At 74.6% G+C, this 13,429-nt stretch carries 13 protein-coding genes; 6 read left to right on the forward strand and 7 right to left on the reverse strand.

The features are described from left to right. Positions 1-252 precede the first annotated feature (252 nt). Positions 253-1,503 carry an MFS transporter gene (locus ACGFNF_RS06120; protein WP_393166141.1) on the forward strand — a complete coding sequence of 417 codons (1,251 nt, stop codon included), beginning with the start codon at positions 253-255 and terminating at the stop codon, positions 1,501-1,503. A gap of 138 nt (positions 1,504-1,641) precedes the next feature. Here ACGFNF_RS06120 and ACGFNF_RS06125 read toward each other — a convergent pair whose 3' ends face one another. Further along, the gene (locus ACGFNF_RS06125; protein WP_393166143.1) at positions 1,642-2,883 is read right to left on the reverse strand and encodes a hypothetical protein; all 1,242 of its coding nucleotides are present in this window, start codon (positions 2,881-2,883) and stop codon (positions 1,642-1,644) included. A 327-nt stretch (positions 2,884-3,210) separates the two neighbouring features. Next, positions 3,211-4,095 (reverse strand): hypothetical protein, encoded by an 885-nt coding sequence (locus ACGFNF_RS06130; protein ID WP_393166145.1) that lies wholly within the window; start codon positions 4,093-4,095, stop codon positions 3,211-3,213. A 151-nt stretch (positions 4,096-4,246) separates the two neighbouring features. Here ACGFNF_RS06130 and ACGFNF_RS06135 point away from each other — a divergent pair, with 151 nt between their 5' ends. Further along, entirely contained in the window at positions 4,247-4,813 is a 567-nt protein-coding gene (locus ACGFNF_RS06135; protein WP_393166147.1) for a GNAT family N-acetyltransferase, read from the forward strand. Positions 4,814-4,832: 19 nt separating this feature from the next. Here ACGFNF_RS06135 and ACGFNF_RS06140 read toward each other — a convergent pair whose 3' ends face one another. Next, the gene (locus ACGFNF_RS06140) at positions 4,833-5,705 is read right to left on the reverse strand and encodes a phytanoyl-CoA dioxygenase family protein (RefSeq protein ID WP_393166149.1); all 873 of its coding nucleotides are present in this window, start codon (positions 5,703-5,705) and stop codon (positions 4,833-4,835) included. 144 nt (positions 5,706-5,849) lie between these two features. Between ACGFNF_RS06140 and ACGFNF_RS06145 the strand changes: the two genes are divergently transcribed. After that, positions 5,850-6,578, forward strand: coding sequence for a helical backbone metal receptor (locus ACGFNF_RS06145; protein ID WP_393166151.1), 729 nt, complete (start codon positions 5,850-5,852; stop codon positions 6,576-6,578). A 25-nt stretch (positions 6,579-6,603) separates the two neighbouring features. Here the strand turns inward: ACGFNF_RS06145 and ACGFNF_RS06150 are convergent, their stop codons facing one another. Both ACGFNF_RS06150 and ACGFNF_RS06155 read right to left on the reverse strand, forming a co-directional pair. Beyond that, a complete protein-coding gene (locus ACGFNF_RS06150; RefSeq protein WP_393166153.1) occupies positions 6,604-7,557 on the reverse strand; it encodes a TerC family protein in 954 nt (317 codons plus the stop codon). 376 nt (positions 7,558-7,933) lie between these two features. Beyond that, entirely contained in the window at positions 7,934-8,632 is a 699-nt protein-coding gene (locus ACGFNF_RS06155; RefSeq protein WP_357576250.1) for a CBS domain-containing protein, read from the reverse strand. A 214-nt stretch (positions 8,633-8,846) separates the two neighbouring features. Here ACGFNF_RS06155 and ACGFNF_RS06160 point away from each other — a divergent pair, with 214 nt between their 5' ends. Further along, the gene (locus ACGFNF_RS06160) at positions 8,847-9,422 is read left to right on the forward strand and encodes a hypothetical protein (RefSeq protein ID WP_357576251.1); all 576 of its coding nucleotides are present in this window, start codon (positions 8,847-8,849) and stop codon (positions 9,420-9,422) included. A gap of 191 nt (positions 9,423-9,613) precedes the next feature. Next, positions 9,614-10,006, forward strand: coding sequence for an FKBP-type peptidyl-prolyl cis-trans isomerase (locus ACGFNF_RS06165; RefSeq protein WP_357576252.1), 393 nt, complete (start codon positions 9,614-9,616; stop codon positions 10,004-10,006). A gap of 228 nt (positions 10,007-10,234) precedes the next feature. On the opposite strand, the gene ACGFNF_RS06170 is transcribed toward ACGFNF_RS06165, so the two are convergent. Further along, positions 10,235-10,585: an STAS domain-containing protein gene (locus ACGFNF_RS06170; protein WP_393166155.1), complete on the reverse strand. Its 351-nt coding sequence runs from the start codon at positions 10,583-10,585 to the stop codon at positions 10,235-10,237. Between the two features lie 153 nt (positions 10,586-10,738). Between ACGFNF_RS06170 and ACGFNF_RS06175 the strand changes: the two genes are divergently transcribed. Beyond that, positions 10,739-11,758 (forward strand): SMP-30/gluconolactonase/LRE family protein, encoded by a 1,020-nt coding sequence (locus ACGFNF_RS06175; protein WP_393166157.1) that lies wholly within the window; start codon positions 10,739-10,741, stop codon positions 11,756-11,758. Between the two features lie 166 nt (positions 11,759-11,924). On the opposite strand, the gene ACGFNF_RS06180 is transcribed toward ACGFNF_RS06175, so the two are convergent. Next, a complete protein-coding gene (locus ACGFNF_RS06180) occupies positions 11,925-13,190 on the reverse strand; it encodes an Ig-like domain-containing protein (protein ID WP_357576255.1) in 1,266 nt (421 codons plus the stop codon). Between the last annotated feature and the right edge of the window lie 239 nt (positions 13,191-13,429).

Here is a 13,429-nt window from a genome sequence, read left to right on the forward strand (position 1 = left end):
CTTTTCCCACGGCGATCCATTCGCACGACCCGCACCCGTCGGCGGGCCCATTCCCGGCCCGCCACGATTGCACTTCGACCATCGCCGGGTCGCCGGGTCGCTTCGGATCGGCCGACAACGACCCGTTCACCGGCCCGGCGAGCGTGATCATCGCCACGATCACCCCGGCACGCAGCCGGGACGCCGCACTTCCCGAGTGTAATGAGCGACAGCTTTGTCGAGCATTACCGGTGCGGTTCTCGGGGGTGGCGGATGGCGCGATGGTGGAGCCAGACGGCCGGGGGGTTGCCCCGCGTCTTCTGGTACCTCTGGTCGGCCACGCTGATCAACCGGCTGGGCAGCTTCGTCGCCATCTACCTCGGCGTCTACCTGGTGTCGGTACGCGGCCTCAGTCCCGCGTACGCCGGGATCGTGATCGGGTTGCACGGAGCCGGCAGCGCGGCCGGTGGCGTGCTCGGCGGGATCGTCGCGGACCGGTGGGGGCGGCGGCCCGCCATGCTGACCGGAAACGTGGCCGCCGCGGCGGCGGCGCTGGCGCTGGGCCTGAGCGGGCACCCCGCGGCGATCGCGGCCCTCACCCTGCTGCTCGGGCTCTGCCTGGGCGTCGCCCGGCCGGCCTTCACGGCGACCGTCATCGACGTGGTGGGCGAACGGGACCGCCTGCGCGCGCTGACGCTGAACTACTGGGCGATCAACATCGGGTTCGCCGTCGCCGCGACCGTGGCCGGCCTGCTGGTCCGGGTCGAGCCGCTGCTGCTGTTCGCGATCAACGCGGCGGTGCTGCTCGGCACCGCCGCGCTGATCGGCCTGACCGTGCCCGAGTCGCGCCCCGCCCCGGTGCCCGTCGCGCAGGTCGCCCGCGTCGACTCCGGCGGGCTCGGCACCGTGCTGCGGGACCGGGTCTTCCTGACCTTCACGGCCCTCACCGGGTTGGCCTGGCTCTGCATCGAGAGCAGCGCCATGCTGCCGGTGGCGTTGCAGGCCGACGGGCTGCCGGCGTCGGCGTTCGGGCCGGTCATCGCGGTCAACGGCCTGATGATCGTGCTGGGGCAGCTCTTCGTGCCCCGCCTGATCGGCCGCTTCGACAGGTCCCGCACCGTCGCCGTGGCCGTCGTGGTGATCGGCGCCGGCTTCGCCCTGACCGCGCTGGCCGACGCAGTCTGGTTCTACGCGCTCACGGTGGGCGTCTGGACGCTCGGCGAGATGCTGATGACCCCGTCGAACTCGGCGCTGACCGCCGACCTGGCGCCGGCCGCCCAGCGCGGCCGCTACCAGGGCGTCTACTCGCTCGGTCACGCCTTCGCCAGCTTCGCCGGGCCGACGCTGGGCGGCCTGGTCGCCGCCCGGTTCTCCACCGACGTCCTCTGGCTGGGGCTGTTCGGGCTGGCCCTGCTGGTGGCCGCCGGCAACCTCCTGGCGGTGCGGCCACGGGCCCGACGGATCACCGCCCTGCGGGCCGCCGCGGCGCCCGCCGCCCCGCGCGAGGCCGCAGCGCTGGCGTGAACGCGCCGCTGGCGTGAACGCGCCGCTGGCGTGAACGCGCCGCTGGCGTGAACGCGCCGCTGGCGTGAACGCGCCGCTGGCGTGAACGCGCCGCTGGCGGGGCCGCCGGGGTGCGCCCGGACGGCCCCGCAGCGGTCGTCAGCCGACCCGGATGCGCACCACGTCGAAGGCCGGCGTCTGGTTGGCCCGCTCCATCATCGGCACCCGGTGCGAGCCGTCGCCGGCCCAGACCGCGCACTGGGCGGTGCCGGATCCGGGCAGCCCGGGGATCTGGATGGTCACGTCGTCGGGCTCGGCGCCACCACGGCTGTCCTCGGTCGCGACGAAGAACGCCGGCACCTCCTGCGGCGGCGGCGGCTGCCGGAGGCTGCCCAGCATCCGGCAGGCGGTGTGGAAGTGGCCCCGCACCAGTCCCTGCTCGTTGAGCAGCGAGCTCTCCACGTAGTACCCGCCCTGCCCGGCGGCCAGGAAGCGGTCCCGTACGAGGTTGCGGGTGGAGACCCGGAGGGTGAACGGCTGGTTCGACCCGACCCGGTCGGGGAACTCGGTGATCAGCAGCGACGGATTGTCGGCCGCGGGCCCCACCTCGCCGAACGCGGTGCTGACGCAGCGGTTGCCGTTCTGGAAACCGTCGTGCGGCTGCAACCGGCTGTCCTCGCAGTCGTTAGCGATCACTCCCAGCCCGGCACCGGGCCCACCATTGCCACCGCCGTTGTTACCACCACCGTTGTTGCCGCCGCCGCCGTTGTTGCCGCCGCCGTTGTTGCCGCCGGTCGGCGCCACCTGGCACTCCGCGAGCCGGGCCAGGCCCTGCGGCCGGGGGCCCACCCGGTCGATCGCGATGGTGATGCGCTCCAGCGTCGCCCGGCGCTTGCCGGCCAGTGGCTGGAGGATCGAGGTGCGGACGAACTCCTCGCCCCGCCGGCCCTCGGCGGCCAGCCGCCGGTCCGCCTCGGCGATCTGGGTCTGCAACAGGCTCAGGTTCCGGTCGACCTCGGCGCGGGCGCGGTCGGGCACCCGCGGCAGCCTGCCGGCCACGTCCGGGCAGGCCACGGCCGAGCCGCCGTTGTCGGCGCCGCCACCCCGCGTCTGCTCGCACTCGGCGACCGACTGCTGCCCGTCCCCCCAGTGGTTGCGCACCCATCGGCCATCCTGCCAGGTCCGGCTGGTGCCCCGCCCGCTCGGCGCGGTCGCGCCCGGGCTCGGCTCCACGCAGGCGGCGGAGGCCGGCCGGGTGCTGGTCGGCCTCCGGTCCTCGGCTGAGGAGATCTGGGTCACGGCGACGATCCCGCCGAAGACCGCGAGCGTGCCGACGACGGCCAGCAGTCGCTTGCTCCGCGCGCCACCGGATGACCGGCGCGCCCGTGTGGACCTGCGCATCGAATTGCTCTCCTTCGCGATCCGGTAGTTGATCTGAGACCTCGGCGGACCGACGGAATTGCGGAGCGCGCCCGACGGGTACCGTCGCGGCGTCCAGGTGGCACGTCGATGACCGACGATGCCCTTTCCGCACCGTCTTCCGCGCCGCGTGGCGCGGTCGGGGAGATCCTGTCCGTTCCCGCAGGAGTACGGGACGGCCCGCGCGAAGGTTCAACGCGATTCCGGGAATCCGGACGGGGCCCGGGCGCCGAGCGGTGACATGCGCCGGGCCGCCGAGCGGTGACGTGCGCCGAGCCGGCGACCGGTGGCGCGCCGGAGAAGGGCGGGTCAGTCCGCGCAGAGGTGGGCGAACGCGAAGCCGCCCGCCATCTCGTCGTGCCGGGACTCCAGCCCTCGGATCTCGGCGAGCAACTCGTCCCAGGGCGTCAGGACCGCCTCGGCGGCGTCCAGCGCGCGCAGCCGCTCCCCGACGGCCACCGCCGCCAGGTCCTCGGCCAGCCGCCCCGGATCCACCCCGGCGGAGACGCGCTGCGGGTGCACCGTAACCCGCTCCACCAGGCAGGCGTCGGGGCGCACCCGTACCCAGCTCCACCCCTCGGCGGGCCCGCCCGTCCAGTGCACGTGCAGCCCCCGCACGATCGGGTCGGCCAGCCGCCGCGACACGTACGCCTCGACAGCGGCGGCCCGGGCCAGGGCGCCGAGGTCGTTGACGTGCCCGGTCCGCCCGTCGGGCAGCCGACCGAGGATGTCGCGGAAGCCGACCGGGGGCACCTCCGTGTTGTCGGGCTCCCCCGCGCCGAGGGCCGCGTACGCGCGCGCGTCGATCACGTACGCCACGATCCGGCGCCCGTGCTCCCCGCCCCGCAGCGTCGGCGAGCCGATCCGCAGCACCGCCAGGCCGACCGCCTCGGCGACCGCGTTCTTCAGCCGCTCGACCCGCTGCGCGGCGGAGCCGGGGGCCGCGACGGGGCCGACCTCGACGGCGAAGACCGGCCGGGCCGTGTCGGCGGCGCAGACGACGAGGTCGTAGCCCTCCCGGCTGGCCGTGCTCCACTGGTTGCCGGTGACGCCCGGCGGACGCCCCTGCACCAGTTCGCCGAGCCGGCGGGGACCGTGCACGAGCTGGCCGCCCCGGGCGAGCAGCGGGCCGCGCCCACCGTCCCCGGCGACCGCGCGCAGCCAGGAGCCGCCCCCACCACCGGTGCTCGTCATCCGCCTGATCCGTCCGTCCCGCCGACCGAGGCCGACGCGTCGGCCGGGGCGAGTCTAGGCGGTCGATCATGACCGGCGCGCCGGTGGTGCCCCCGGGCCGTCGGCCCGCAATTCGCTTGAGGTCACCCGCCCGCGCCGGTGGGATGGGCGGGTGAGCATCTTCCTGGGCACCGAGCGGCTGGTCCTGCGCGAGTTCACCGCCGACGACGCCGACCTGCTCGTCGAGCTGGACGGCGACCCCGAGGTGATGCGGTACCTCACCGGCGGGCGCCCCACCCCGCCGGAGGCGGTCCGGGAGCGCGTCCTGCCCCGGATCCTCGCCCACTACCGGCGGCCGCCGGGACTCGGGTGGTGGGCGGCGCTGGGCCGGGACTCGGGCGACTTCCTGGGCTGGTTCGAGTTCCGCCCGACCCGCGACGGCGACGCCCGCGAGGTGGAGCTGGGCTACCGGCTGCGCCGGTCCGCCTGGGGCGTCGGCCTCGCCACCGAGGGCTGCCGGGCGCTGATCGACGAGGGCTTCACCACGCTCGGCGTGCAGCGGGTCACCGCGAACACGATGTCCGTCAACGCCGCGTCGCGTCGGGTCATGGAGAAGTCCGGGCTACAGCTCGTGCGGACGTACGTCGGCGACTGGCCGGAGCTGATCGACGGGGCGGAGCACGGCGAGGTGGAGTACGCGCTGACCCGGCAGCGGTGGCTGCGCCGCGACGTCGACTAGGCCCGGCGCGAGCCGGCTGTCACTCCGCGCCCATCACCAGGCCCTCGATGGTGTGCTTCTGCCGGATCGGCGTCAGGGCGTCGACCACCGGGCAGGGCAGGTGGGCGCGCACCTGCTCGGGCAGGCCCGCCCAGTATCCCCGGGTCACCGCCATGTCGTGGTGCGCGGCGTTGCCCGCTCCCGGCGCGTCGACGCCGAGCACCAGCACCGGGCGGGGCAGGGTGGAGACGTTCGGCGTGCCGCGGTGGATGGTCAGCGCGGACCGGGCGGAGATGTCGCCGCGCCGCGGATACTTGCGGACGGCCCGTTGCGCGTAGCGGGGGTAGCGCTCCCTGGGCGGGAACATCTGGTGCGCGAAGTCGCGCCCGTCGTCCCACTGGGTGCCCGGGGCGATCTGGAACGGACCCATCTCCTCCACGGTGTCCACCGTGGTCAGGTTGAAGGCCAGCGAGGTCAGCCGCCGCTGCCGGCGGGTGTCCTCCGGCATCGGGAAGTCCCGGTGCCACGGCTGCATGGCCGCGCCGGGAAACGGGATGTCGAAACCGAGCTCGACGATCTGGTAGTCGGCCCCGAGCACGGCCCGGCACACCGAGTCCACCCACGGGTGGGTCACCAGGTCGACGAAGCCGCGCAACTGCTCGGGGTGGATCTCCACGTACCACCGCTGCGGGCCGCGGCCGACCGCGCCGTCGGGGCGGGAGCGGGCCTCCCGGAAGGCGGCCTCGACGTCCTCGCCGACCCGGTCCACCCAGTCCACGGCGAAGGCGCCCCGGCACGCGGTGATGCCGTCCCGGTAGAGGTCGCCGAGCGCCGCCAGGGGCACCTCCTCGTCCTCGACGGGGGCGACGGGCTGGTCGGTGCGCGGCACGGGCGCGGTGGAGTGGGACCTCATCGAACCTCCTGACGGGACCAGCCGAGTATTACAACGTTGTAGAGACGCCGCAAGGGAGGCCCGGGCCGCCACCCCCGCCCCGGGTCGGGGCATGATCGACCGGTACGCCGGTGGTCGGCGCACGGGACCGGGGAGGTACGCGGGGTGCGGGTCGTTTCGCTGGTGCCGTCGCTGACCGAGGCCGTCGCCCTGACCCTGCCGGGTCTGCTGGTCGGCGCCACCGACTGGTGCACCCACCCGGCCGGGCTGGACGTGGCGCGGGTCGGCGGGAGCAAGTACCCGGACCTGGACCGGGTACTTGCGCTGCGCCCCGACCTGGTCCTGCTCAACGTCGAGGAGAACCGCCGCGAGGACGCCGACGCGCTGACCGCCGCCGGCGTGCCGGTGCGGGTGACCTATCCGCGTACCGTCGACGAGGCGCTGACCGAGCTGGGGGACCTGCTCCGCGACCTGGGCGCCCCGGCCGAACCGGAGTGGCTCGCCGAGGCCCGCCGGGCGTGGGCCGGGCTGCCCACCGCCCGGCCGTCCCGCCGGGCGGTGGTGCCGGTCTGGCGGCGACCGTGGGTGGTGCTGGGCGCCGACACCTTCGCCGGTGACGTGCTGCGGCGGCTCGGCGTCACCAACGCGTACGCCGACGACGTCGAGCGCTATCCCCGGCCGGGCCTCGACGCGCTGCGTGCCCGCGCGCCGCAGCTGGTGGTGCTGCCCGACGAGCCGTACCGCTTCACCGCCGACGACGGGCCGGAGGCGTTCCCCGGCGTCCCCTGCGCCCTGCTCTCCGGCAGGCACCTGACCTGGTACGGCCCGTCGCTCGCCGAAGCGCCCGCCGTGCTCTCCGCCCAGCTCGCCGACCCGGTCGTGCGGCCGGGCTGACCGCCGCCGCCCCCACCGCGACCGGTCACCCGCCCGCCCGCCGGCGCCGTTCCCGACGGGCGTCGACCATGCTCCACCCGATCGCGACCGACAGCGTCAGCACCACCACCGCGAGAGTCGACCAGACCGGCAGCTTCCCGACCGGCGTCTCGGCCAGGATCAGCTTCGCCCCGGCGAAGGCCAGCAGGAAGGCCAGCCCGTACCGCAGGTAGCCGAAGTGGCGCAGCAGCCCCGCCAGGCAGAAGTAGAGGCTGCGCAGGCCGAGCACGGCGAACGCGGTCGCCGTCCAGACGAGGAACGTGTCGGTGGTGATGGCCAGGATCGCCGCCACCGAGTCGATCGCGAAGACCACATCGGTGGCCTCGATCGCGACCAGCGCCACCAGCAGCAGGGTGGCCCTGCGCCGGCCGTCGACCCGGACGGTGAACCGGCCGCCGTGGTAGCCCGGCTCCGTGGGCACCAGCCGCCGGAACGCCCGCACCACGACGTTGCGGTCGGGGTCGACGTCCGGCTCGCCGCGTACGGCGAGTCGCCACCCCGTCCAGACGAGGAAGGCGCCGAGCACGACGCCGGCCCAGGTCAGCCGCTCCAGCAGTTCGGCGCCGGCGAAGATGAAGGCCAGCCGGAACGCGAGCGCGCCGACGACCCCCCAGAAGAGCACCTTGTGCTGGTACGCGGCCGGCACCCGGAAGTACCCGAACAGCAGCGCGAAGACGAAGACGTTGTCGACGGAGAGCGCCTTCTCCAGCAGGTAGCCGGAGAAGTACGCCACGGCCGGCTCGCTGCCCCGCCACAGCCAGACGACCAGGCCGAAGGTAAGCCCCGCGGTGATCCAGACGCCGCTCCACAGCAGCGCCTCGCGCAGCTCGATGACGTGGTTGTCGCGGTGGGAGAGCAGGTCCACGGCGAGCATGACGGCGATGACCGCGCCCACCGCCGCCCAGGCCCACAGGGGTGCCGCGAACGTCGCCTCGTCCACCCGGCGTCCTCCGCATCCCCGACGGCGGCTCCGCTCCCGACGCGCGGCCCGGGCCGGCTCGCGTGGTCCCCGACGGCCTGCGGCGCGGACACGCCCCCGGCGGCCTGCGGCGCGGGCCGGCTCGCGTGGTCCCCGACGGCCTGCGGCGCGGACACGCCTCCGGCGGCCCGGCCGGCGGGCGCGGAGCGCGTCCCGATCCCGAGCCTAGGCGAGCCGCCCACCGGCCGGCGGCGGTCCGGGCAAGTCGATGCCGTCGACGGGACGGTTCGATGCCCCGGCGGGCCGGACGGTTCGCGCCACCGACAGGCCCGGCCCGTCCGGGCTTCAGGCCCGCCCGGCCCGCGGGGATGTCAGGCGGGCCGGGCGGGCCCGGACGTCAGGCCACCGGGGCGATCCGGGCCGGGTCCAGATCGGCGAGCGCGGTGTCGTCGACGTCGTAGGCGAGGGTGCTGGTCACCCGGACCACGCCGCTGACCTGCCCCGCGAGCCGGCCCGCCAGCTCGACGGCGCTGCGCCGGTCCAACCGGCCGTCGAGCGTCACCTCACCCCCACGCACCCGGACGGTGACCAGCCCGTCCCGCACCGCGAGCACCCGGCGCAGCACCTCCTGCACCACGTCCTCGCGGATCTCCGCGTCGGTGCGCAGGTGCACCCGCAGCAGGTCACCGCGCGTGACGATGCCGACGAGGCGACCCAGGTCGTCGAGCACCGGCAGCCGCTTGACCGACTCCCGGTCCATCTGCCGGGCTGCGGCGGAGATCGTCGCCTCCGGCCAGGTCGCCACCGCCGGGGCGGTCATCAGGTCACGCGCCAGCAGCGCCTCGGCCTTCTCCCGGGCGGTGCGGCGTCGTCGCCCCTCGAAGACCCGCCGCTCGTCCGGGTGGCCGGCCCGCTCGACCTTGTGCAACAGGTCCGACTCGGAGACCACGCCGAGGACCCGACGGAAGCCGTCCACCACGGGCACCCCGCTGATGCCCCGCCGGACCAACGCGTCGACGATCTCCCGGTAGGGGGTCTCCTCCCCCACCGTCGTGACCTCCCGGGTCATCACGTCGCCCACCTGCCACGTCCTCATCACGACCTCCCTGTCGTTTCCCACCGCGACGCTACGGCCGCGGCGGGCCGCCCGGTCAGGGCCGCCGGACCGGACCGGCACGGCCGTACGGACCGGTGCGGAAGGGGTCCAAGGTCCCGGTCCGGTGGGGCCCGGTCGGCCCTGCCCGCCCGGCGCCGGCGGGCGTCCAATGGAGATGCCACCGGAAAGCGCGGTGCCAGGCACACGAAGGGACGTGGAGACAATGGCCGCGACGATCGAGCGCACCACCGCCAGGAACGACGCTGCGGTGGCGGAGACCCGGCACGTCGGCGAGACCCCCAGGGAACGGGCCGCCCGGTACGTCTTCGCCGGCATCCGGATCGCCCTCGGGTGGACCTTCCTCTGGGCGTTCCTGGACAAGGTCTTCGGTCTGGGGTTCGCCACCGAGGCGAAGAACGCCTGGATCAACGGCGGCAGCCCCACCAAGGGCTTCCTGACCTTCGGCGCGGCCGGCCCGTTCGCGGACTTCTACCAGGGCATCGCCGGGGCCGCCTGGGCGGACGTGCTCTTCATGGCCGGCCTGGCTGCGATCGGCGTCGCGCTGCTGCTCGGCATCGGGATGCGGATCGCCGCCGTCGCGGGAGCGGTGCTCTACGTGATGATGTGGACGGTCGTCCTGCCTCCCGAGAACAACCCCTTCATGGACGAGCACCTGATCAACGCGGCGCTGCTGGTCGGTCTCGCACTGGTCAACGCCGGCGCGACCCTCGGCCTGGGCGCGACGTGGGCGAAGCTCCCGATCGTGCGGCGGTTCCCCTGGCTGCGGTGACCCGGCGCGGCACCTCCCCCTCGGCGGGCGTCACCACCGGTGACGCCCGCTTCGGCGTGCCCACCACGTCTCGTCGTCGCCCCGGGGGCCGGCCGCGACGCGTGCGCCGGGACCGCCATGCATCGGTCGGACGCCATCGGGCAGGATCTCGGGTGACGGACATCAGGACCGAAACGGTAGGAGACTCCCGAATGAACCAGGCAGCAGGCGCCCGCTCGGGCAAGCCCGAGGTGGGTCCGATCGAGGGCGCGCCGCCCGCCGACCTCGTCGTCGAGGACATCACCGTCGGCGAGGGGCCGGAGGCCCAGCCGGGGCAGCTGGCCAGCGTCCACTACGTGGGGGTCGCGCACTCCAACGGTCGCGAGTTCGACTCCTCGTGGAACCGGGGTGACGCGTTCGAGTTCCAGCTCGGCGCTGGTCACGTCATCTCCGGCTGGGACCGGGGCGTCGTGGGCATGCGGGTCGGCGGCCGGCGCCGCCTGACCATCCCGCCGCACCTGGGCTACGGCGACCGGGGCGCCGCCGGCGTCATCAAGCCGGGCGAGACCCTGGTCTTCGTCGTCGACCTGCTCGGCGTCCGCTGAGCGGAAGATGACCCACTGGGCGGGCAGGCACCGCCGGGCGGGGGATGATCCCTCCGAACGGACGGTGCACCGCTCGAGTGGACGGCGAACCGCTTGGCCACGGGCCGGTGCGGACGGTGGACGACGCCGTCGGCACCGGCCCGCTGCCAACGTCAAATGGACTGGCTGGGCGGGCTCCCGGTCGAGGCGCTGCACGCCACCGCGCCCCTGGGCCTCGGGCGCCGGAGGTCAGCAGGGCACCAGCTCCCGGTCGGCGCACGGGTCCACGATCGGGATGACCCGGTGCAGGCCGGTGGCCCGCAGGACCCGCTCGACCACCGGGTCGGGGCGGACCAGCACCAGCTCACCGCCCTGGGCGCGCATGCGCAGGTGCGCGGCGACCAACGCCCGCACCCCGGCCGCGGAGAGCAGGCGGACGCCGGAGAGATCCAGCCGGAGCACGGGCCGGGCCGGGGCGGCCCAGAGCGCGGAGCGGAACGTGGCGACCGTGGCGATGTCGACCTCGCCGGTCGCCCGCACCTCCACCTCGTGGTCGGCCACGGTGATGTCCACGTGGAGCCGGTCGTCGCGCTGTCCCATGCGACGAACCTATCCCCCGCCACCGACAATTCCGCCCTGCTGAGGGACCGGATCCGGGTACGCCCAGGGTCATACCCCGAGACTCCCGGATCCCCCTCAGGGATGACGCGACGAGGGCCTGCGGGCTGCACATCGGCGGGCGAGAATGAGCCGATGGTCGCTCCCCGCCGCCGCGCGCCCCGGCTGATCCGCCCCGTCCGCGAGCCCGCCACGGTCCCGCCGCCGCTCGACGGGCCGTGGACGCCCGCCGACCGGCGGCTCGACTCGGTGGAGCTGCTGCCGCTGCCCGACGGGGTGTCCGGCCCGGAGGACGTGGTCGTCGACCCGTCCGGCCGGGTGGTCAGCGGGACGGAGGACGGCCGGCTCTGGTGGTGGCCGGTCGACGCGCCCCCCGGCACCCGGCCCCGGCCGCTCGCCGACACCGGGGGCCGGCCGCTGGGCGTGGAGGTCGACCCGCTCGACGGCAGCCTCGTGGTCTGCGACGCGTACCGGGGGCTGCTGCGGGTGACCGGCGACGGTGCGGTGCGCGAGCTGGGCGGCCTCGGGGCCAGGGCGAACCTGGCCGACAACGCCACCGTCGCCCGCGACGGCACGGTCTACTTCACCGACTCGTCCGACCGCTTCCCGCTCTCGCACTGGAAGCGGGACCTGCTGGAACACCGGCCCAACGGTCGGGTGCTGGCGTACGACCCGCGCAGCGGGCGCACCGACGTCGTCCGCGCCGGGTTCTACTTCCCCAACGGGCTCGCGCTCAGCCCGGACGAGTCGGCGCTGATGCTGGTCGAGACCGCCGCCCATCGGCTGGTGCGGGTCGCGCTGGCCGACGGCGCGGTCACCGTGCTGGCCGACCTGCCGGCGTACCCGGACAACCTGACCCCGGTGGGCGACGGGACGTACTGGATCGCGTTGCCCAGCCCCCGCGTGCCGGTGGTGGAGCGGCTGTTGCCCCACCCCCGGCTGCGGCAGCTGGTGGCGGTGCTGCCGGCGGCGGTGCAGCCGAAGCCGCTGCGCTACGGCCTGGTGGCCCTCGTCGACGGCGAGGGGCGGGTGCTGCGGACCCTGCACGGCCCGCGCGGGACCTACGACATGGTCACCGGCGTCCGCCAGCACGGCAACCACCTGTGGCTGGGCAGCCTCACGGGCCCCGGCGTGGCCCGGGTGCCGCTGGGCTGAGCCTCGACGCCGGACGGGGTCGGCGGGAAACGCCCCGGTGCGACCGCCGCGCCAGGGGACCGGCGCGCACGACGGGGTCGGCGGGAAACGCTTCGGTCCGATCGACACCCGGGGGACCGGCCCCGCGTGGCGGCGGACCGGTCCCCCGGGTGTGCGTACGGTCGGATCAGCCGCCGCGGACGGACGGCGCCGGCGCCGGCGAGCCCCCGGCCACCGCGCCGGGGTGCGGCACGGCCGACGGGGACGGCCGCAGCCCGGCCGGCACGGGCAGCGCGCTGCCCTTGACGAACTCGTCCCAGCTGACGTTCCAGGCCGTCCAGCCGTTGCCCTCGGTCAGCTCGACCTCAGTGCCCTTGATGGTGACCAGGTCGCCGACCTGGGTGACGCCCATCAGCCAGTCCGCGGCCTCGTTGGAGACGTTGGTGCAGCCGTGCGAGACGTTGGTGTTTCCCTGGTCCCCCACCGACCACGGCGCCGCGTGGATGAACTCGCCGCCCCAGGTGAGCCGTTGGGCGTCCTCGACGTCGACCACGTAGGGGTCGGCCGAGCCCCGGGTGTCGAACGTCGTGAACTGGTGCTTCTCCATGATCACCATCTTGCCGCTGGAGGTCGGCGTGCTCGGCTTGCCCATGCTGACCGGGATCTTGCGAACCACCTTGCCGTCGCGCAGCACGGACATCTGCTTGGTCGCGTTGTCGATCTCCAGGGCCACCTGCCGGCCGATCTTCGACGTGGCCGTGCGGTCGGAGTCGCCGACCCGGTCCTTGCCGATGGGCAGGCCCTCCAGCCCGGCCCGGACGCTGATGCGGGTCCCCGGGCGCCAGAAATCGGGGGCCCGGTAATAGGCCTGACTGCCGTCGGACACCCAAGACCAGGCGCCCGGCTGCGGCGGATCCGTCTTCACGAACAATCGGCGCTGCACGTCGTCCCTGGCCTCTTTCGGAATGGGTGGGTCGAACGCCACGGTCACCGGCATCGCGGTGCCGTACGTCCGATCACCGGCGAAGTACAACGTGCTGGTGATTTCCGGTTTCGTCGATTTCGGCATCGTGGTGAAGGTGGTCTTCCGGGTCGTCGTCGTGCCCGAGTCGCCCGTGGCGGTCACCTCCGCGGTGTAGGTGCGCCGCGGCTTCAGGGGCGCCTTCGGCACCCAGCCCGAGCCGTCCTCCCGGGGCTCCGCCGCGACCTGCGCGCCCTTGTCGTCGGTGATTCGCACGGCGGTGACCTTCCCGTTCCTGACCGCGGTCCCCACCTCGGCGGTGATCGGCACCTCGCGGGCGCGGTCGGTGGGCGTCACGGTCAGCTCCGGCGCCGCCGCCTGCCCCTCGGCCGGCCGGGCACCCGGCTTGCGGTCGGCGGTGCACCCGCCGAGGGCCAACGGCGTGGCCGCGATGGTCACGGCCAGCACCGTCAGTCGCCGCCTCAACTCCATGATGCGTCCCCCCGTTGTCTGGTGTCCTCAGCCACATTCTCTCCACGCCGCGCCGGATGGACGCGCAATTTCCACGGAATTGCGAAAGCAATTATGGGAAGCATTTCCCGCACTGCACGGAAAAGGGCCGCACGCGCCGGTTTCCGGGTCCGTCCGGAATCGTCCGGCGCGCCCACCGGCCGCCCCCTGACTCCCGCCGCGTCCCGGTTCGGGCCACCGCGTCGTCGGTGTCGGCGCAC

It is taken from the genome of Micromonospora sp. NPDC048868 (assembly GCF_043198195.1).
Classification (GTDB): domain Bacteria; phylum Actinomycetota; class Actinomycetes; order Mycobacteriales; family Micromonosporaceae; genus Micromonospora; species Micromonospora reichwaldensis.